Source organism: Blautia sp. OF03-15BH (assembly GCF_003463065.1).
Lineage (GTDB): Bacteria > Bacillota > Clostridia > Lachnospirales > Lachnospiraceae > Limivivens.
On record NZ_QSCM01000001.1, the window covers coordinates 204,498 to 223,037 of the forward strand.

17 protein-coding genes are annotated in these 18,540 nt (G+C 45.0%); 7 read left to right on the forward strand and 10 right to left on the reverse strand.

The window, feature by feature from the left end; genetic code table 11:
* Nucleotides 1-4: 4 nt before the first annotated feature.
* From asrB to DXA57_RS01005, 4 genes are all read right to left on the reverse strand, one after another.
* Nucleotides 5-793: an anaerobic sulfite reductase subunit AsrB gene (gene asrB / locus DXA57_RS00990; RefSeq protein WP_117764041.1), complete on the reverse strand. Its 789-nt coding sequence runs from the start codon at nucleotides 791-793 to the stop codon at nucleotides 5-7.
* Between the two features lies 1 nt (nucleotide 794).
* Nucleotides 795-1,793 (reverse strand): anaerobic sulfite reductase subunit AsrA, encoded by a 999-nt coding sequence (gene asrA, locus DXA57_RS00995; RefSeq protein ID WP_117764042.1) that lies wholly within the window; start codon nucleotides 1,791-1,793, stop codon nucleotides 795-797.
* Nucleotides 1,794-1,813: 20 nt separating this feature from the next.
* The gene (locus DXA57_RS01000; RefSeq protein ID WP_117764043.1) at nucleotides 1,814-2,503 is read right to left on the reverse strand and encodes a Crp/Fnr family transcriptional regulator; all 690 of its coding nucleotides are present in this window, start codon (nucleotides 2,501-2,503) and stop codon (nucleotides 1,814-1,816) included.
* A 176-nt stretch (nucleotides 2,504-2,679) separates the two neighbouring features.
* Nucleotides 2,680-3,348, reverse strand: a complete 669-nt coding sequence (locus DXA57_RS01005; RefSeq protein ID WP_330423168.1) for a Crp/Fnr family transcriptional regulator — start codon at nucleotides 3,346-3,348, stop codon at nucleotides 2,680-2,682.
* A gap of 92 nt (nucleotides 3,349-3,440) precedes the next feature.
* On the opposite strand from DXA57_RS01005, the gene DXA57_RS01010 reads away from it, so the two are divergent.
* Nucleotides 3,441-4,160, forward strand: a complete 720-nt coding sequence (locus tag DXA57_RS01010) for a 4Fe-4S binding protein (RefSeq protein WP_117764045.1) — start codon at nucleotides 3,441-3,443, stop codon at nucleotides 4,158-4,160.
* A gap of 15 nt (nucleotides 4,161-4,175) precedes the next feature.
* Nucleotides 4,176-5,774, forward strand: a complete 1,599-nt coding sequence (gene hcp, locus DXA57_RS01015; RefSeq protein ID WP_117764046.1) for a hydroxylamine reductase — start codon at nucleotides 4,176-4,178, stop codon at nucleotides 5,772-5,774.
* 126 nt (nucleotides 5,775-5,900) lie between these two features.
* On the opposite strand, the gene DXA57_RS17275 is transcribed toward hcp, so the two are convergent.
* The gene (locus tag DXA57_RS17275) at nucleotides 5,901-6,275 is read right to left on the reverse strand and encodes a hypothetical protein (protein ID WP_199612645.1); all 375 of its coding nucleotides are present in this window, start codon (nucleotides 6,273-6,275) and stop codon (nucleotides 5,901-5,903) included.
* Between the two features lie 319 nt (nucleotides 6,276-6,594).
* Nucleotides 6,595-7,434 carry a DegV family protein gene (locus tag DXA57_RS01025; protein WP_117764047.1) on the reverse strand — a complete coding sequence of 280 codons (840 nt, stop codon included), beginning with the start codon at nucleotides 7,432-7,434 and terminating at the stop codon, nucleotides 6,595-6,597.
* 184 nt (nucleotides 7,435-7,618) lie between these two features.
* Between DXA57_RS01025 and DXA57_RS01030 the strand changes: the two genes are divergently transcribed.
* The 3 genes from DXA57_RS01030 (at nucleotide 7,619) to DXA57_RS01040 (ending at nucleotide 11,334) form a co-directional block, all read left to right on the forward strand.
* On the forward strand, nucleotides 7,619-8,122 hold the full coding sequence (locus DXA57_RS01030; protein WP_117764048.1) for a DUF5721 family protein: 504 nt from the start codon (nucleotides 7,619-7,621) through the stop codon (nucleotides 8,120-8,122).
* Nucleotides 8,123-8,286: 164 nt separating this feature from the next.
* Nucleotides 8,287-10,341, forward strand: coding sequence for a molecular chaperone HtpG (gene htpG, locus DXA57_RS01035; RefSeq protein WP_117764049.1), 2,055 nt, complete (start codon nucleotides 8,287-8,289; stop codon nucleotides 10,339-10,341).
* 264 nt (nucleotides 10,342-10,605) lie between these two features.
* Nucleotides 10,606-11,334 (forward strand): TraX family protein, encoded by a 729-nt coding sequence (locus tag DXA57_RS01040; protein WP_243005674.1) that lies wholly within the window; start codon nucleotides 10,606-10,608, stop codon nucleotides 11,332-11,334.
* A gap of 156 nt (nucleotides 11,335-11,490) precedes the next feature.
* On the opposite strand, the gene DXA57_RS01045 is transcribed toward DXA57_RS01040, so the two are convergent.
* From DXA57_RS01045 to DXA57_RS01060, 4 genes are all read right to left on the reverse strand, one after another.
* Nucleotides 11,491-12,288 (reverse strand): HAD family hydrolase, encoded by a 798-nt coding sequence (locus tag DXA57_RS01045; protein WP_117764050.1) that lies wholly within the window; start codon nucleotides 12,286-12,288, stop codon nucleotides 11,491-11,493.
* Nucleotides 12,281-13,063 carry an HAD family hydrolase gene (locus DXA57_RS01050; RefSeq protein WP_117764051.1) on the reverse strand — a complete coding sequence of 261 codons (783 nt, stop codon included), beginning with the start codon at nucleotides 13,061-13,063 and terminating at the stop codon, nucleotides 12,281-12,283. Before DXA57_RS01050 ends, DXA57_RS01045 begins: the two co-directional genes overlap by 8 nt.
* Entirely contained in the window at nucleotides 13,060-13,731 is a 672-nt protein-coding gene (locus DXA57_RS01055) for an HAD family hydrolase (RefSeq protein WP_117764052.1), read from the reverse strand. Before DXA57_RS01055 ends, DXA57_RS01050 begins: the two co-directional genes overlap by 4 nt.
* A gap of 130 nt (nucleotides 13,732-13,861) precedes the next feature.
* On the reverse strand, nucleotides 13,862-15,097 hold the full coding sequence (locus DXA57_RS01060) for a glycoside hydrolase family 36 protein (RefSeq protein WP_158571203.1): 1,236 nt from the start codon (nucleotides 15,095-15,097) through the stop codon (nucleotides 13,862-13,864).
* Between the two features lie 184 nt (nucleotides 15,098-15,281).
* Here DXA57_RS01060 and DXA57_RS01065 point away from each other — a divergent pair, with 184 nt between their 5' ends.
* Together DXA57_RS01065 and DXA57_RS01070 are read left to right on the forward strand one after the other, a co-directional pair.
* A complete protein-coding gene (locus DXA57_RS01065) occupies nucleotides 15,282-17,039 on the forward strand; it encodes a sensor histidine kinase (protein WP_158571204.1) in 1,758 nt (585 codons plus the stop codon).
* 16 nt (nucleotides 17,040-17,055) lie between these two features.
* A complete protein-coding gene (locus tag DXA57_RS01070; protein ID WP_117764055.1) occupies nucleotides 17,056-18,528 on the forward strand; it encodes a response regulator in 1,473 nt (490 codons plus the stop codon).
* Nucleotides 18,529-18,540 lie beyond the last annotated feature (12 nt).

Genomic DNA, 18,540 nt, shown 5'->3' on the forward strand with positions numbered 1-18,540 from the left:
CTCCCTAATCAAACAGTTTTTTACCTTCTGAATAACAGAATACCGGACCATCCAGACAAATATAGGTGTCATTCATTCGGCAATGGCCACATTTACCAAGTCCACAACACATTTTTCTTTCCTGTGAGATCCAGATTTGTTCTTCTTTCATTCCCAGCTTTAACAGCTCTGCTACTGCAAATTTCATCATGATCGGCGGTCCGACAACAATAGCTGCAGTCTCATGAATATTATCAAGTTCAAGTTCCGGAATATATTTTGTAACAAGCCCGGTTCTATAAGAAGGATCATCGGATGAATCCACCGTCAGGATCATATCCATCTGCTGCTCCCATCTCTTCAGATCATCACGGAATAAAATATCTGACGGAGATTTAAATCCCAGGATCGTATGTAATTTTTTCACTTCATCCGGATGCTCACCAAAGTAGCTGATCACTCCTCTCACAGGAGATACTCCTGTTCCACCAGCTATCACAATCAGTTCTTTTCCCTGATAATTCTTCTTTTCAAACCCATTTCCATAAGGACCACGCATAAAAAAGCTGCTTCCCTCATTCAGTTCAAAAATTTCTCCGGTTACCTTGCCAACCTTACGTATCGTCAGATCAACAGAATCTTCTCCTATGCCACTGACAGAAATCGGCGCCTCTCCATATTTGGGAATAGAAACTTCAAAAAACTGTCCTGGTCTTACTTCACCTACATATGTCATACGGAATGTATATTCTGTCTCTGTATGCTTTACAATTTCTTTTATCTTAGATAAGAAAGGAATATATTCATTTGTCATCTTATTTTTCCTCCTTTTCTTTCAGTTTCCGAAGACATGCAATATAGGAAATATACTCCGGACAGACATTTTCACAACGTCCGCAGCCAACGCACATATGGTATCCAAATCTTTTCTTATAATCTGAAATTTTATGTAATACTTTAAAACGCATTCTTTCGCCCTGGCTCTGACGGAAGCTGTGACCACCGGCAATGTCAGAATATCCATCCACCTGGCAGGAAGCCCATACGCGGCGTCGCTCTCCAGCCTTTGGATTGTCTTTATAAAAAATATCCTGCATAGTAAAACAGGTACATGTCGGACAGACAAAATTGCAGCGACCACAGCTAATACAGCGGCTTCCATATTCCTGCCACATGGAATCCTGATGAATGGTATCCGGAAGTTTCTCCGGAACCTCTACATGGATTTCATTCTTTTCTACAAAAGTCAGCTTCTCCTGAACATTCTGCCCATAATCCCATAATAGTTCTTCCAGCTCTCTACATCCCAGTTCCATGTAACAGCCCTTTTCATCTTGAAAAATATACATATCATATTCTTCGCAACGATTTGTACCCATACTTACACAAAAACAATTTTTGCCGGATTCCTTGCAACCCATCACAGCAAAAACTGTATTTTCCCGCATCCTTCTGTAATAATAATCCTCTGCACCGTTTTTCAGGTACATCTCATCCAGACGTCTCAACGCATGAAAATCACAGCTTTTCAAAAAAATCAATCTCTGCCTTGCTGCTCCGTCTGCTGTTTTCATCTCATTCTCCGTAAAATAAAGAATCGTCTCTGAGACCGGAAATAGCACTTCCTTAAAACTGTAATCCGACTTCTGGTTCCAGACAAGTTCTTCCCAACTGTTCAGCCGTCCGTAACGAACTACATCTGTATCTGAAAAACAGCCGGTTCCCCGGTAAATTTTCGGTCCATACACATCATAGGATTCCTGCAAAATTTCAAAAATCTTCTGCTTCTCATCACTGTTGAATCGTTTTCCCATCAAATACTCCTTTCTCATGATCACATTTTGTAAAATTCCGCAAGACCTTCAAAATTTATCAGTGTAAATCGCTTATTACCATAACGGATCAGACCTCTGTCCGTTAGAACCTTACAGGCACGAGATACATTTTCTCTTGGCGCTCCAACCAGATCCGCCATCAAGGTAATCGTAAGATCAATATCTATCATCTTCCCGTCTTCCGTATCTATGCCAAAATCACGACCCAGCTTCCACAATTTTGCAGCTATTTTTCGCTCCATCTGCATGTTTCCGGTCGTATTTTTTAACTGATGACCCATTCGCCAGAGATTTCTTTCATATTCTCTCAGAACAGCTCTTGTTAAAGCATGACTCTGCTCCATAAGATGAAGAAATTCTTTTTCTGCAATCTCCATTACCTGCACCGGACAGGCAGCTTCACAAAAAAGTGCGTTTGGCTTTTTGCTTACAATACTCTGATTTAAAAGCCGTCCTTTTCCCAGGATAAAAATCACCTTTCGATTTCCGTGCTTGGTCAGATTGTAAAGCATCACCTCACCAGAATACACAAAATATACTGTCTTCGTTCTGCTGCGTGAATGAAATATCACTTCTTTTTTCTTATAGGAAACAACTTTACTTTCATTAAGCAGATTCTGCAGAATATCCTTTGGGATTTCTTTAAAAAAATCCATATTCTCCAGTTCTCTGATTGTTATCTGTCCCATTGTCTCAACCTCGCTGGCATAACTTTTGCAGTCTTTGATAATAAACCACTTCTGTCTTGCTTTCCTTTTGCATTATAATGAAAAAGTTTATCCTTTTCCGTGATGTATGTCACATTTTTATTTCAGAGACGAAACCATGTAAAACGGACATTCGCAATCCACTTTCGTGACTGCGTTTAGACAGTCAATTCAAAATGGTTTCTTTTTGTTTTTATAAAGCCTTCTTTTTGCAATTTTGATATTTCTGCAGACATTGCCGCACGGTCAATGCACAGATAATCTGCCAGCTGCTGACGGTCAAAGGGAATATCAAAGGACAGAGATGAATGTCTGGTGGATTCTGCAGACAGATATGATAACAGTTTATCCCTGGTCGTTCGCTTGCCAACATGCGTGATTTTATCGTTAAGAGTCAGTATCTTGTCTGCCTGGACACTGACCAGGTTGCGGATCAGCTTCTGATGATGTTCGCATGCAGTTGGGCAGGAAACCAGAAGCCTCTGGACATTTAAAAAAATAATCTCACAATCCTCATCTGCCACCACACTGATATTCAGAACAGCTCCTGGGCTTGCTGCGTACGGCTCACCAAAAAAATCACCGACATGACATTTAGACAGAATATTCCGATGCCCCCAGAGATCTTCCTGAATAACAAGAACACAGCCGGACACCACAAGTCCCATTACTTCGGTAGAATCTCCTGCTCTGAAAATATAAGAGTCTCGTTCTTTGAAAGTGGTTGTTGCATTTACACAATGCAGGATAGATACTATCTCGTTATCCGAAAGGCCTTTAAAGAAAGGGCTGTTTCTTAGGACTGATAAATATTTTTTCAAAATCATTCCTCCTGTTGGAAATCAAACATACAAGTTGTATTTATCATACTATAATGTCAGCAGAAACAAAAGTAAAAGATTGCTGACGGAGGGTAAACATGATAAGAAAGATTATCCGGATCGATAAAGAAAAATGTAACGGCTGCGGTGCCTGTGCAGATGCCTGTCATGAAGGTGCCATTGATATCATTAACGGAAAAGCAGAATTGGTAAGAGAGCATTTCTGCGACGGACTGGGCGACTGTCTCCCGGAATGTCCTACAGGTGCCATTTCTTTTGAAGAAAGGGAAGCGCCTGAATATGATGAAGAAGCGGTAAAAGAAGCGCAGAAGAAACTATTTGCCAAAAAACAGGCAATGTCTGCACATACCGGCTGTCCCGGATCTAAAAGCATGCAGATCCAGCGGCCGGTAACACCGGAAGCCGTAAAACCATCTTCAACCGCAGATCAGGTATCAAAACTTCAGAACTGGCCCGTACAGATCAAACTGGCACCTGTCAGTGCATCCTATTTTAACGGTGCAAAACTTTTGATCGCAGCCGATTGTACTGCTTACGCTTACGCAAGCTTTCATCAGGATTTTATCCGGAATAAGGTGACATTAATCGGCTGTCCTAAGTTGGATCAGGTGGATTATAGTGAGAAACTGACTGCAATCATCCAAAATAACGACATTCAAAGCGTAACGATCGTAAGAATGGAAGTTCCGTGCTGCGGCGGTCTGGAGATGGCAGCCAGAAAAGCGCTTCAAAACAGTGGAAAATTCATTCCCTGGCAGGTTGTAACGATAAGCATTGATGGAAAAATATTGGAATAAAAGGAGAATAGACAAATGGATAAGAAAATGTTTTGTTTTCAGTGTGAACAGACCGTCGGATGTACCGGCTGCACAGGAAATGCCGGTGTCTGTGGAAAAAAGGCAGATACCGCCAGATTACAGGATGAACTGACGGGCGCCTTGATCGGTCTTGCAAGAGCTGTCGATGGCGCAGAAACTATTTCCAAAAGAACCGGACAGGTCATAATTGAAGGACTTTTTACTACCGTTACAAATGTGAGTTTTGATGATGAAGCAATCAAAACTATGATACAAAAGGTCAGAGCTGAGAAAGAAAGCCTGGTTCCTGACTGCAGCAACTGTCAGTCACCTTGCGGCCGAACAGATGAATACGATATGCAGCAGCTGTGGAATGCTGACGAAGATATCCGCTCTTTGAAGTCTCTTATTCTTTTCGGGATCCGCGGAATGGCTGCCTATGCCTATCATGCAAATGTTCTGAATTATGAAGATACCGAAGTGAACCGCTTCTTCTGCGAAGCATTATTTAAGATCGGTTATGAAGAAACCGTGGAAAGACTGCTTCCTACGGTACTGAAAGTAGGAGAAATCAACCTGAAGTGCATGGCACTTCTTGATAAGGCAAATACAGAAACTTATGGAACACCAGAACCAACCGATGTTACACTCACTGTAGAGAAAGGACCTTTTATTGTCGTGACCGGACATGATCTGAAAGACCTGCAGCTTTTGCTTGAACAGACAGAGGGAAAAGGAATCAACATCTATACACATGGTGAAATGCTTCCTGCCCATGCCTATCCACTCTTAAAGAAATTCTCTCACTTAAAGGGAAATTTCGGAACTGCATGGCAGAATCAGCAAAAAGAATTTGATCATCTTCCAGCCCCGATCCTCTACACCACCAACTGTCTGATGCCCCCAAAAAACAGCTATGCTGACAGAGTGTTTACAACAGAAGTGGTGGCTTTCCCGGGTGCTGTTCATATCAACGAGAAAAAAGATTTCACACCAGTTATTGAAAAAGCACTGGAACTGGGTGGTTACAAAGAAGATCAGAGATTCTCTGGCATCAACGGCGGTACAAAAGTGACAACCGGTTTTGGTCATGCAGCGATCCTGTCCCATGCAGGTACTGTAGTAGAAGCCGTAAAATCAGGCGCGATCCGCCATTTCTTCCTGGTTGCCGGCTGTGATGGGGCCAAACCGGGTCGAAACTATTATACAGAATTTGTGAAACAGACACCTTCTGACAGCATCGTCCTCACCCTGGCCTGCGGCAAATTCCGTTTCAATGATCTCGATCTGGGCGAGATCGGCGGGCTGCCACGACTGATGGATATGGGCCAATGTAATGATGCCTATGGTGCGATCCAGGTTGCTGCAGCCCTTGCGGATGCATTTGGATGTTCCGTAAATGAGCTTCCGCTTTCCTTCGTTCTCTCCTGGTATGAGCAGAAAGCAGTCTGTATCCTGCTGACCCTTCTGCACCTGGGTATCAAAAACATCCGTCTTGGTCCTTCTCTTCCGGCATTCCTGTCTCCGAATATTCTGAACTTTCTGGTGGAAAATTACGGTATAGCACCTGTCACCACACCGGAAGAAGACATCAAAACACTGATGAACCATTAAAAATAGATTTTCCTCCATAAATCACAAAAAGTACGCCATCTTCCTGTTTGCAATTTCATCAGATAGCAGAAAAAGACCTCCCGCTGAATCGTCTTCAACGAGAGGTCTCTGTTCTTTCTTATTTTCTTATTCTGATACGGTCTCTGTCTCAGCTACGCTTTCCGTTTCAGCAGCTGTTTCTGTTGCTTCTTCAGATGCAGCCTCTGTTTCGCTCTCAGCCTCAGACTCTGCAGCCTCTGTGCCGTTCTCAGTCTCTGCTGGCTCTGTCTCTGCATTCATCTCTGACATATAGTCATCCAGTGCTGTACTGTCTACGGAATACGTATTCACTACCGTCGGCTTGTGATTCTGGTAAAAAGAATAACCTGCCCATGCAATAAGAGCAACTACAACCACACAGACGATCACTTCCGCGATGATACGCTCCCTCTTCTCACGCTTCATGATCTTGTCGCGGTTCTTTTTCTGCTCCTTATACTTGTCTACTTTTGCCTGGCTCATTTTTTCCACTCCTTGTAAAGTCTTTCCTGGCAGTGCCGTTCTCCGTCACAGCCATTTTCCCTATTATACAATACATTTGTGAAAAATGCATGTACTTTTTACATAAAAATGATGTTGGGGTCAAAAGGTCTTTTGCCCCCAACTGATGCCTACGAATTGCTCCGCTGCAAAGCAACTCCCGCAATTCTATAAACATTCGAAATCCGCTGATTTACTACGTAAATCGCTACTTTCTCATGTTTGGCGGGTCCCAAGTTCAAAAGCCTTATCATGCAAGCATGAACAGCTTTTTGACCTTTTGACCCTAGCATCATAAAAATCAAGCCACCACAATAATTCCGCCATCATTGGCATACATGCTGCTGACTCCTGCGGTATCCAGGACAAGTACTCCCTTTGGATGAAGCCTGTTTATCAGGGTTTCTTTCACCATCTGGGCACGTTCCGGACAATTACAATGAGAAATGGCGATGAGTGTCTGCTCTGGGTTGCTGACTTTCTCCACAATGCTGTCCACCATACGTACCAAAGCCTTGTTCATTCCTCTGGCCTGATCCAACTGTGCGATTTCTCCCTCAGGAGTAGATACCATCACCGGTTTGATTCTGAGAGCCGTTGCCACAAAAGCCTTTACTTTACTTAAACGACCATTCTTCCTTAATGTTTCCAGATTTTCCAACACGAACCAGGTCATCTGGCTGTCGATATAAGCCTCCACTTTCTCAATGATTTCTTCAAAAGAAAGTCCCTGTTCCTCACATTCCTGGATCTTAAGACCGATCAGAGTCTCACCAACGGATGCAGAACGGGAATCAAATACATAAATCTTTGCGTCCGGTTTTTCCTCTTTCAGAAGATTCATTCCCAGAACGGCACTGTTATAGGAACCGCTGAGCTTCGCTGATAAGGTAACTGCGAAAATGTGATCTGCATCGCAGTCAAAAGCGGACCGGTAAGCCTCCGGTGAAGGACAGGAGGATTTGGGACAGTTCGGGCTGGCTGCCACTCTCCTCAGGAAATCTGCCTGGTCAAAGGATTCATCATCTATAATATTATGATCATCCACCTGTAACATAAGAGACGCTGCCTTAAAACAGCCACTTGCTTTCATCTCATCTGTCAGCTCACCACAGCTGTCAATCACTACTCTGAAACTCATATATCATTCCTCCAAATGTGGATTATTATGTTCTGAACTATCACGAAACATAGTTTTTAATACTACCTCATCATAGCATATCCCTGTCTGTTTGAAAAGAGTTTTTTCAAAAAAACTTTTTCATTGTCAAATTTCCTGATTCGGGCTATGATATAGGAAATGATTTTTTCCGGAGGTTTTATCCATGCGTGCATTTCAGATCCAGGATGTGAAAGGTTTCATGTCCCATCTTCTCTTATCTACTACCTTCGACCGTTTTCTTCTGGCGGAGGCTTCTATCACGACCTTTAATACCTTTTTTATTGATGGACATTTACATAAGGACTACTTTTCCTATGATGAAGAGGAACAGGAAACGGCAGAGCTCTGTACCTACTCCTTCTGGGAACAGCTGCGTCCCTTCGCGCTCTCTCTTATTAAAGGAAAGAAGACACCTCTGGCCATGAAGATCGTCTTCGCTCTCGCCCCGAAAAATGTAGAAAAACTGATCCAGCAGAACCATCTTTCACTCCGGCCGGAAGAGATCGGAGGTCTCTTTTTCAACGTTCTCTACGATGGTCAGAAGCTTACCGTCACCACCGGTGTTTCGTTGAAAACCTTCACTCTGGATCAGACGCTTTCCCAGCTCTGGGATGAACTGGCAGCCGTATTTTTCCGGAAACACGGGATCCCTTTTACAACTTTATAAAAAATTTACATTCTTTACATAAACTTGTTAGCACTCACCTCGTTTGAGTGCTAATTTTCTCTTGACTTTTCACGGGAATGGTATTACACTGAGAAACAGCAGGGGCCGGAACGGTATCGGTACACGAAACGGCCCGCCGATTGATAAAAAAAGGAGTGTTTCATATGAGTAAAACCGGTAATTTATCCATTAACAGTGAAAATATTTTTCCGATCATAAAAAAATGGCTCTATTCTGACCATGATATTTTTGTCCGTGAGCTGGTTTCCAACGGCTGTGATGCCATTACCAAGCTGAAAAAGCTGGAAGCAATGGGGCAGTACACTTTCCCGGATGATTACAAAGCAAAGATCGAAGTCATCTGCGATCCGGATGCCAAAACCCTGAAGTTCATCGATAACGGTCTTGGTATGGATGAAGATGAGGTGGAGAAATACATCACACAGATCGCTTTCTCCGGAGCTACCGACTTCCTGGAAAAATACAAAGACAAAGCAAACAACGATGAGATCATCGGTCATTTCGGACTGGGCTTCTATTCTGCTTTCATGGTTGCCGATGATGTATACATTGATACGCTTTCCTGCAAGGAAGGTGCAAAACCCGTTCACTGGGAGTGCGACGGCGGATCCGAGTATTCCATCGGTGAAGGAAACAAGACGACCGTTGGTACCGAGATCACTCTTTTCCTCAACGAAGAGAGCGTAGAGTTTGCCAATGAGTACCGTGTGCGCGAGGTTCTGGAAAAATACTGTTCCTTCATGCCTGTTGAGATCTTTCTGAGCAAGGCAAATGCGCCTCAGGAGTATGAGACCATCGACGAGAGCGAGCTTCGTGACGATGATGTGGTTGTTGAGCACATCCACGAAGACGCAAAGACTGAGGAAAAAGAGAACGAGAACGGTGAGAAAGAAACCGTTGAGATCTCTCCGGCCAAAGATCAGGTGAAGATCAACAAGCGTCCGGTTTCCATCAGTGATATTCATCCGCTGTGGACCAAACATCCCAACGAATGTACCGCTGAAGAGTACAAAGAGTTTTACCGCAAGGTCTTTATGGATTATAAAGAGCCCCTGTTCTGGATCCATCTGAACATGGATTATCCCTTCAACCTGAAAGGTATCCTTTACTTCCCGAAGATCAATACCGAGTATGATTCCATCGAGGGAACCATCAAGCTCTACAACAACCAGGTATTCATCGCCGACAACATCAAAGAAGTCATCCCGGAATTCCTGATGCTCTTAAAAGGAGTGATCGACTGCCCGGATCTGCCGCTGAACGTTTCCAGAAGTGCACTTCAGAACGATGGTTTTGTTAAGAAGATTTCCGATTATATTACTAAAAAGGTTGCAGATAAGCTCACCGGCATGTGCAAGACCGACCGTGAAAACTATGAGAAATACTGGGATGACATCAGCCCGTTCATCAAATACGGCTGCATCAAAGAGCAGAAATTCAGTGAGAAGGTCCTGGATTACACCCTTCTGAAAGATCTGAACGGCAAGTACTTCACTCTTCCGGATTACATCGCATCCGTAAAACCGGCTGAGGAAGAAAAAACAGAGGAAGCTGCTGATTCTGCTGAGAAAAAAGAGGATGAGAAGAAGCCGCAGACTATCATCTACTATGTGACCGATGAGATCCAGCAGAGCCAGTATATCAACATGTTCCGTGAGCAGGGTATGAATGCTGTTATCCTGAAGCACAACATTGATTCTGCTTTCATCACTCATATCGAGCGTGAGAAAGAGAAGGAAAACATTCATTTCCAGCGTATCGATGCAGATGTGACCAATGACTTCAAGGAAGAAGTTTCCGCCGACGAGCTGAAGGATGAGACCGATACTCTGACTGCACTCTTCCGGAAAGCTCTTGGCAAAGACAAACTGGAGGTCAAAGTAGAAAAACTGAAGAATGAGAACATCTCTTCTATGGTTACTCTTTCTGAGGAAAGCCGCAGAATGCAGGATATGATGAAGATGTACGGTATGGCAGGCATGGATCCCTCCATGTTCGGAAGTACAGAGACTCTGGTCCTGAACGCCAACAACAAACTGGTTCAGTACATCTTTGAGCACAAGGACTCCGAGAATGTTCCCATGTTCTGTGAACAGCTCTATGATCTGGCTCTTTTAAGCCACAAACCGCTGAATCCGGACGAAATGACCAAGTTCATCGCCAGAAGCAACGAGATCCTGATGCTCCTTGCAAAATAACTTGTAACTTTTCAGAGCCAAGCAGCTTTTCGACAAAAATGTGAGGCATGCTTGCATGAACGAAAAAACGGGACTCCCTCAAGGGAAGTCCTGTTTTTTTGTCCACCTCTTTTCTTTTAAAGGCTTGTCTGCTATACTATTACAGTCAGGGTCAGAATGTACTGCTTCTCCGTCAAACACACAGACAACCAATCAGGTGCAGCCTGTTCTTCAGAAATATTGTTCCGACCCGACAAATTCGATTTCTCCAGGAGGATCTTATCCATGATGGAAAAACTTGCCCCGTACCGGGTGTTTACTTCCAGTTCTTTAAAACTCATTGCCGTCATCACTATGTTCATTGACCATTTCGGAGCCACTGTCATGGGGCAGGCGGTTTTAAGACTTCCTGCCGTCAAGGCAGATGCCGTTCTTTACCAGAACATGCTCCTGCTCTACCGCCTGATCCGCTATATCGGGCGTATTGCCTTTCCTATCTATTGTTTTCTTCTGGTAGAGGGTTTCCTGCATACCCGTAACAAAATGAAATATCTGCTGCGGCTTGGGATTTTTGTACTGATTTCCGAGATTCCTTTTGACTATGCGATCTACAATCACTGGTTTTATCCGAACAAGCAAAATGTGTTTTTCACTCTGTTTTTCGGTATGCTGGTCATGGTACTGGCTGACCGTTTCCGGAATGACTGGCTGCAGTTTCTCATCATGGCTGCCGGTGTTTATCTGGGATGGCTCTTTAAGACTGACTACGGTGCAAGAGGCGTTTTCCTTATCTGCACTCTGTTTCTGGTGCGTTACGCCCGTCCGATCCAGTGTCTTGCCGGTGCTCTCATCATGCAGTATGAACTCACCGCACCGCTGGCATTCATCCCCGTTCTTCTTTATAACGGAGAAAAAGGAAACTTAAAAATGAAATATTTCTTCTACTGGTTTTACCCGGTTCATCTTCTGCTGCTGGGTCTTGCCAGAGATATCGTCCTCTTCTATTTCGGATAATATCTGTCCTGGCTCTTCTGTCTGGCAGGCGTAGATCAGCACTCCACTCCGATCATTACGAAACAGCTGCACAACCATTTACAGCCCGCAGGTATCACTCACATTTCTGTGAATGAGCCTGCGGGCTGTTTGATCTGATCCAGATTCTCTTCTGGATCATTCCTGCTCTTCTGCAAGTTTCTTTAAAATTCCCAAAACACCATTTTCTTCATAAGAAGGCGCCACATATTTTGCGGCCTTTTTCACTTCTTCAGCGGCACTGGTCACGGCATAGCTCGCTCCTGCCTGCTGAAACATGTCGATGTCATTGAAATTGTCACCAAATACCATGGTTTCTTCTTTTTTGATCCCCAGGATGTTCTGAAGTTCTTTCAGCGCATTTCCCTTGTCTGCCGCCGGATCCACGAAATCGATCCAGCACTCTCCTGCCTGGAACACCCGGAAGGTGTCCTTCCACCTTGCCTCTACAGCGTCCCCAATCGCCGCGATACCGGCTTTCCGGTAAAGGGCCAGCTTCTGGATCTCCACCGGCTCCTTCGTCACATCTTTTACCAGATGGATCTGATTGTGATAGCCTTCCATCTGAAGCCGCTCAAAATCCTCGTCCTGCTGTTCATAATAGATCCCGTCCAGAGTAGATGCCGTAAAAATACAGTCCGGAAGCGTCCGCATGTAGACGATGAGCTTCGCCACATCTGCCTGGTTCATTCCCATGGAGTAGAGTTTTTCGCCCTTCCGCATGATATTGGTTCCGTTTCCGGAAATGAAAATGATATCGTCAAAAACCGGATCCAGAAGTGCCCGCATACTGCTGTACTGCCGGCCGCTGGCTCCTGCAAAAAGGATTCCTTTTTTCTTCAGTTTCCGGATGATCTCATAGAATTCCGGATCAATGCTGGTGGTTCCCTCCGGCACCAGAGTTCCATCGATATCAGAAGCAACCAGTTTAATCATATTTTCCCTCCAGGATCTCCCGTAAGGTATCTTCAACAAGAGCGGTACGGTAAGGACAGATTTTCTTCACCGCTTCGGGGGCATTTTCCATAGCCACACCGTTTTTCACTTCTGAAAGCATCTCCAGATCGTTGTAATTGTCACCGAAAGCCATGATCTCCTCCGGTCTGACGTTGAACTGTTTTTCCAGTGCCCGGATGGCCGAACCTTTATCCACGCCGTCCTGGATCGTGTCCAGCCACTCCATTCCAGAGGTCACGACACGAATCAGCCCTTTGAAGCGTTCCACCCACTCCTCGTAATGCTGAGCGCCGTCTTTTTCATAGAGAGAAATCTTGATGTAAGGCTCTTCCACCTTGAAAATGTCATCCACCACGGTGACGTTATTTTTCACCACATGGATCAGATGCTCCGCATAAGCCGGATCCTTTGGCTGCACATAGCAGGTATTCATTCCGGAAAGAAGAAGCTCCGTATCCCCGTGCTCCAGGATGATCTTCATGATCTTCTGTCCCAGTTCCCGGTCGATGATATGCTTGTCGATGACCTGACCCTGGTACATGACCAGCGCACCATTTTCACAAATATAGGCGATCTCATCCTCCACGCCATGAAACAGACGGTAAAGATTCGGATACTGCCGACCGCTGGCTGCCGCAAAGATCCGTCCCTGCTTTGTCAGCTCATGGATCAGCTCTGCGGTACCGGGATTTAAAGACTGGGCATGATTTAAAAGAAGCGTTCCATCCAGGTCACTTGCAATGAGTTTTATCATCGTTCTGTCTCCTTTTCTACAGCAAACTGAAAAATTTCTTCCGGTTTCGCTGCGATATGACAGGCTTCGCTTTCTTCCAGTTCTTTTCTGTCACGGAAGCCCCAGAGAACGCCTACTGTTTCCATTTCTGCTGCTTTTCCAGTCTCCATATCGGTAGCAGTATCTCCGATATAAAGGCAGTCCTTTTTTTCTGCCTGAAAAAGCTCTGCCAGACGGTTGGCACCGATGGGTGAAGGCTTTCTCGGAACGCTGTCGGTCTGTCCCTGTACCGCATCAAAATAGCCTTTCCCAAAAAGTGTCTCCACCACATCCACTGCCTGGGCATGTGGTTTATTGGAAAGAACCGTGATCCGGATGCCTGCTTCCTTCAGCTTTTCCAGAAGCTCCGGGATCCCCGGATAAGGAACGACCTTGTACATGCAGGTCTCACTGAAATATTCCCGGTATTTCCGGTACATTTCTTCATAATGGGCACACTCCATATCTCCGGCAGCCCGAAGACAGCGCCGGCAAAGCTCTTTCGCTCCGTCTCCGGCGAAATATTTAAAACTTTCTGTGGGCTGTTCTGGCAGATTCAGCTCTCTTAATACCCGGTTGGCTGCTACAGCCATAGACTCCAACGTGCTGGCAAGCGTGCCATCCAGATCAAATATACATAATTTCTTCATGAAAAATCACTCTTTCTTTTGTTCTTGAACACGCTTAGGATACCATGTTTTTTTCAGGTTTACAATGGACCAAAAACACAAAAAAAACGCCTTACCAACAAGGAATGAAGGTAAGGCGTACAATTTTATATCAGACCTTTCTGGTCAGTTTCAGCAAACGCGCTGCTTTTTTCTGCAGCATTTTCACAATAAGCCTGTCTTTTTCCAAACGACAGTTGCATCGTTCCTCTCTTGGATAGAGCACAAAAACGTCCGCAAATTCTTCCGGGCTGTTCAATAAAATTTCCGCTTCATCTGTCCCTGATGTCCAGACAGAAAGATAAAGATTTCTTCCTGTATCTATCCCATAAGCCAGAACATCTGACTCCAGTGTACCAAAGCCTAGTGGAAATACTGGCACTCCCTCCCGGACTTCTTCTCTGATTTCCTTATATAAAGCAATTCCTTCCTTTAAAAGATCCATGGATTTTTCGCCTAATTTCCAGACCTGGCCGCTCATATACGGGCGCAGCAGAAGCCCGTTTACCATGTTGTAGATAACATGCTCTTCTTCATCCTCGTAAGGATAAACCCACATGCCTCCCTGCTCTGGTGTCACAGCACTGGTTACATTACAGGCAATATTGGCATTGCAGGTGACATCCGTCTGGTCACTGGTAGACTGCAGGCTCAGAAGCTTCAGCAGGCCATAATCCATACGCTGTCCACCGGAACCACAGTTTTCAATAACAAGTTCCGGATAATCCCGGAAAATTTCTTCATACCAGCGATACAGACACTCATAATGATCTCTCATAGCTGCCGCACAGCTGTCGCTTTTATAGTCGCTTCCATATCCCATCGTCACATTGTAATCGATTTTAAAATATTCTACGCCATAATCGCGTATCAGCCGATCCACCACATCCCGGCAATATTTTCTGACCTCCGAATTCCGAAAATCCAGAAGATATCTGCCATTATCCACATGACGTTTCCCATGTCTGCACACAAACCAGTCATCCGGAAGCTGCGCTGCCAGCTCACACTGGGTACCCATAGCCTCGATTTCAAGCCAGAGTCCCATCTTCATTCCTTTGCTGTGAGCATAATCACAGATCCTTTTCATACCACCATCGGGAAATCTTGTTTTTGACTCCTTCCATTCTCCTACCCGGTCCCACCAGAATCCGTCATCATACCAGCCGCAGTCCATGCAATAATATTCGCAACCCAGCTCTGCCGCCCGATCAATCATCGGTAGTTCTCTTTCCGTTGTCGGATCTCCATCCAGACAGTTCATGTAATCATTAAATACTACATTTAATTTTTCATCATCCGCATTCGGCCTGCGGATTCTTCTCCGGTACCTGGTCATTGTTGCCATTGCCGGATTTAACCCGAAACAGGATATGCAATCCATTTTCCTCAATTTCTATCGTTTTCATTTCAACCCTCCTGGTACCTCTTATTACTGCTACTATATCAGAAAATCTTCCAAATGCCCCGCGACTTTTTTTATTTTTTATGATATAATTTGATTGATATTCAGCAAAATGCGAGGTTTTTTTATGAAAAAATACCAAATTCCAAAATCTTCTTTCCTGTATAAATTCAGCATGCGTTTTCTCCTGCTGATCCTGATCCCGGTTATTGTGGGGTGGCTGATCTTCATCGAGGCCATGAATTACTTTTATGTGGACAATCTTCTCACTGCCCAGCAGATCAGCATGGAAAAATCCCTCTCCTCGCTGGAGACCTCACTGAACGCCACCTCCAACGCCATCACTGCCCTGGAAAGCAATACGGAGATCATTTACTACCTCGATTACTACTCGGATAAACCGGAAATGCTCTATTCCCTTGAAAAAAACATCCGCACCTTCTGCGGCAGCCTCTATTCCATGAGCCCCTATCTTTCCGGAATCAAGATCTATAGCGACAGCCCGATCCTTCTCTACTCGACGCCTTTTGAAAAAATGGAAAACATTCCGCTAGAAGACGAACAACTGGACGCGCTCCTCTCCTCCAAACCGCAGGAATCCGTCTGGCGGGTTGTCATGGATGAAAAAAGAGCCTTTCCTTCGATCTATCGCTATCAGAAATTTTACGCCTACAATTATGCCAAAGTCATCGGCTATATTGAGATCAAAATATCTCCACAGATTTTTTCTGACTACTTTGAACTGCTGGACAGCATGGTGGGAAATCCGGATTCCTCCATCACTCTATATCACAATAATGCTCCTATTTACTCCACAGACGAGCAGATGAAATCTTCCATCTCTTACTCTGAAATTCAAAATGGCTACGAGATGAATTACTGGAAACAGACCTATGAGAACCGACTCAAAATTCCGGAGCTTCATTTCTGCCTGATCCGTACCGGAAACCTGAATGATCTTAATGCAGCCGGAGGGAAAGTGATCCTCACGGTCATCAGTATTGTAATCGTATTTCTCCTGCTCCTCATTCTGATTTATTTCTCCTCCGTGGCTTCTCTTTCCAAGCGGATTCTGGATTTTTCTTCCTTTATCCGCCACTCGGACACGGATAACCTGGCTTCCTATCAGCCGGATCCCAAATACCGGGCGGACAGCGACGAGCTGGCTCTTCTCATCAATGCCTATAATGAGATGATCACCGAGAATACCTCACTTATCAGTAAGGTGCAGAAAATGGAGCTTTTGAGCCAGAATGCCCGCTATCAGGCGCTTCAGGGCCAGATCCACCCTCATTTCATCTACGGAACGCTGGAGGCCATCCGGATGACTGCCCTGCAGAATAAAGACCGGGAAGTAGCCTCCATGATCTTTTCCCTCTCCGCCCTGATCCGATACTCCATTTCCATCTCTCCCAAGGCCGTCACCTTAAAAGATGAAGTAGAGATCGCATCCCATTACCTGAACATCCAGAAGATCCGCTTCGACGAGCGACTGGAATACGAGTTTTCCATTGATGAAGAGCTCCTTTCCATGGAATTGCCCTCCTTCATCCTCCAGCCTCTCTTGGAAAATGCCATCATCTATGGAGCCTCCAATTCCCTGGAAACCTGCCGTCTCCTGGTTTCCGTCATCCGGGCAGAAGGAACCGTCACACTGAAGGTCTCCAATTCCGGCCTTCCTATCACGGAGGAGCGACTCAAAGAAGTCAACGACCTGCTCTCCGGTCAGCTGGAACCGGAAAATTTCCACGGCAACCGCAATGGCATGGCCTTAAGCAATATTCGTGAACGTCTCCTGATCTTTTTCCACGGAAACGCTTCCATCTGCATGACCTGTGACGGCATTTACACCAGCACCGTCATTACCATAAAAAATCATTTTTAGGAAGGAAAGAATTGAAATGTTTCGTATTTTAATCGTAGATGATGAGAGAATTGTTCTGAACGGCGTTCGCATGATGATCGAGGAAGATCTGGCGCTTTCTTTTCCAACGGATATCGCCACCGCTTCCAACGGCCCCCAGGCCCTGGAACTTCTGAAAAATTTCACGCCGGATCTGATCCTGACGGATATCCGTATGCCCGTTATGGACGGCTTCACCCTGGTCCAGCATATCCGGGAGCGGTTTCCGGATATCGCCATTGCCATCCTCACCAGCCATGCGGATTTCGACTATGCGATAAAAGCCATCCGCTATCAGGTCACTGATTTCATTCTGAAACCCATCGATGAAAACCAGCTGAAGGAAACCATCGAAAAAGCCCAGGTCAAAAAGACCCAGGCAGAACAGGCGCACCTTCGCTCTTCGGTTCTGGAGCTCCGGAATATGATGCTTTATGATCTTTCTCCCACTGAGCTGATCTCTTCCTCCGAACAGATTCAGCAGCTCTTTCCGTATACCTATTTTACGGCTATTGTCCTTTCTTTTTCTGAGCTGTCCGGGCAGAATGGCTCTGAGGCGGTATTTCAGGAAATCTTCAGCCGCTATTACGATGTCTGCCACACCTTCCTGCTCCCTGACCGGAAACAGATTGCTGCCATCTGTAACCACGAACATTTTTCCGTAAAATCCACAGGACTGAAGCGAAAACTGGCAGAACTTGGCACCTCGCCGGATTTTTATATTGGAATCAGTATCAGTTCCAATTCCTACAAATCCCTCCACAATCTGTACAGCAATGCCGTTCAGAGGATCTTTTATGAAAAAAGTTTCGGTAAAGACTCTGACCTGACTGGATTTTCTCTGCTCACTTATCAGGATTGTGTCCATATTTTTACGGAAAAAGATCCGAAAAAAGCCCAGGAGCTTCTGCGGGAATACATCAAAAACAACTGTTCCGTTTCTCTGGAGGGTCTTTCGCCGAAGTCTGTTTTCAGCAGTTTCTTCCATAATATTTCTCTTTACCTGGAAAGTGTGGAACTCTCTCTTCCAGAAGACAGACAGGCTGTCTATTCCGGTAAAGAAGATTTTTTCGGGCTTGCAGATGAAATTTTCCAGGCGCTCTCTTCTGTGAAAAAGACACTTCAGCAGACCGCCGACCATCAGAGTTCCGGAAACGATGCTCAGATCCAGCAGCTCCTGGAATATATCCGAAAAAATTATCAGTACGATATCTCCCTGGATGACCTGGCAGAAGCGGTAAAAATGCATCCCAACTATGTCTGCACTCTTTTCAAAAAACACATCGGTCAGTCTTATCTTTTCTGTCTTCATCAGGAGCGCCTTCGTGCTGCCAAACAGTTGTTGATCAATACAGACTTCACCATTGAAGAGATTGCCAGACAGGTCGGATATAACAGTGCCTCACAGCTGGCCCGTGTATTCCGGAAATATGAATCCACTTCGCCCTCCGATTTCCGGAGCAAACATTAAAAAAATGAGGCA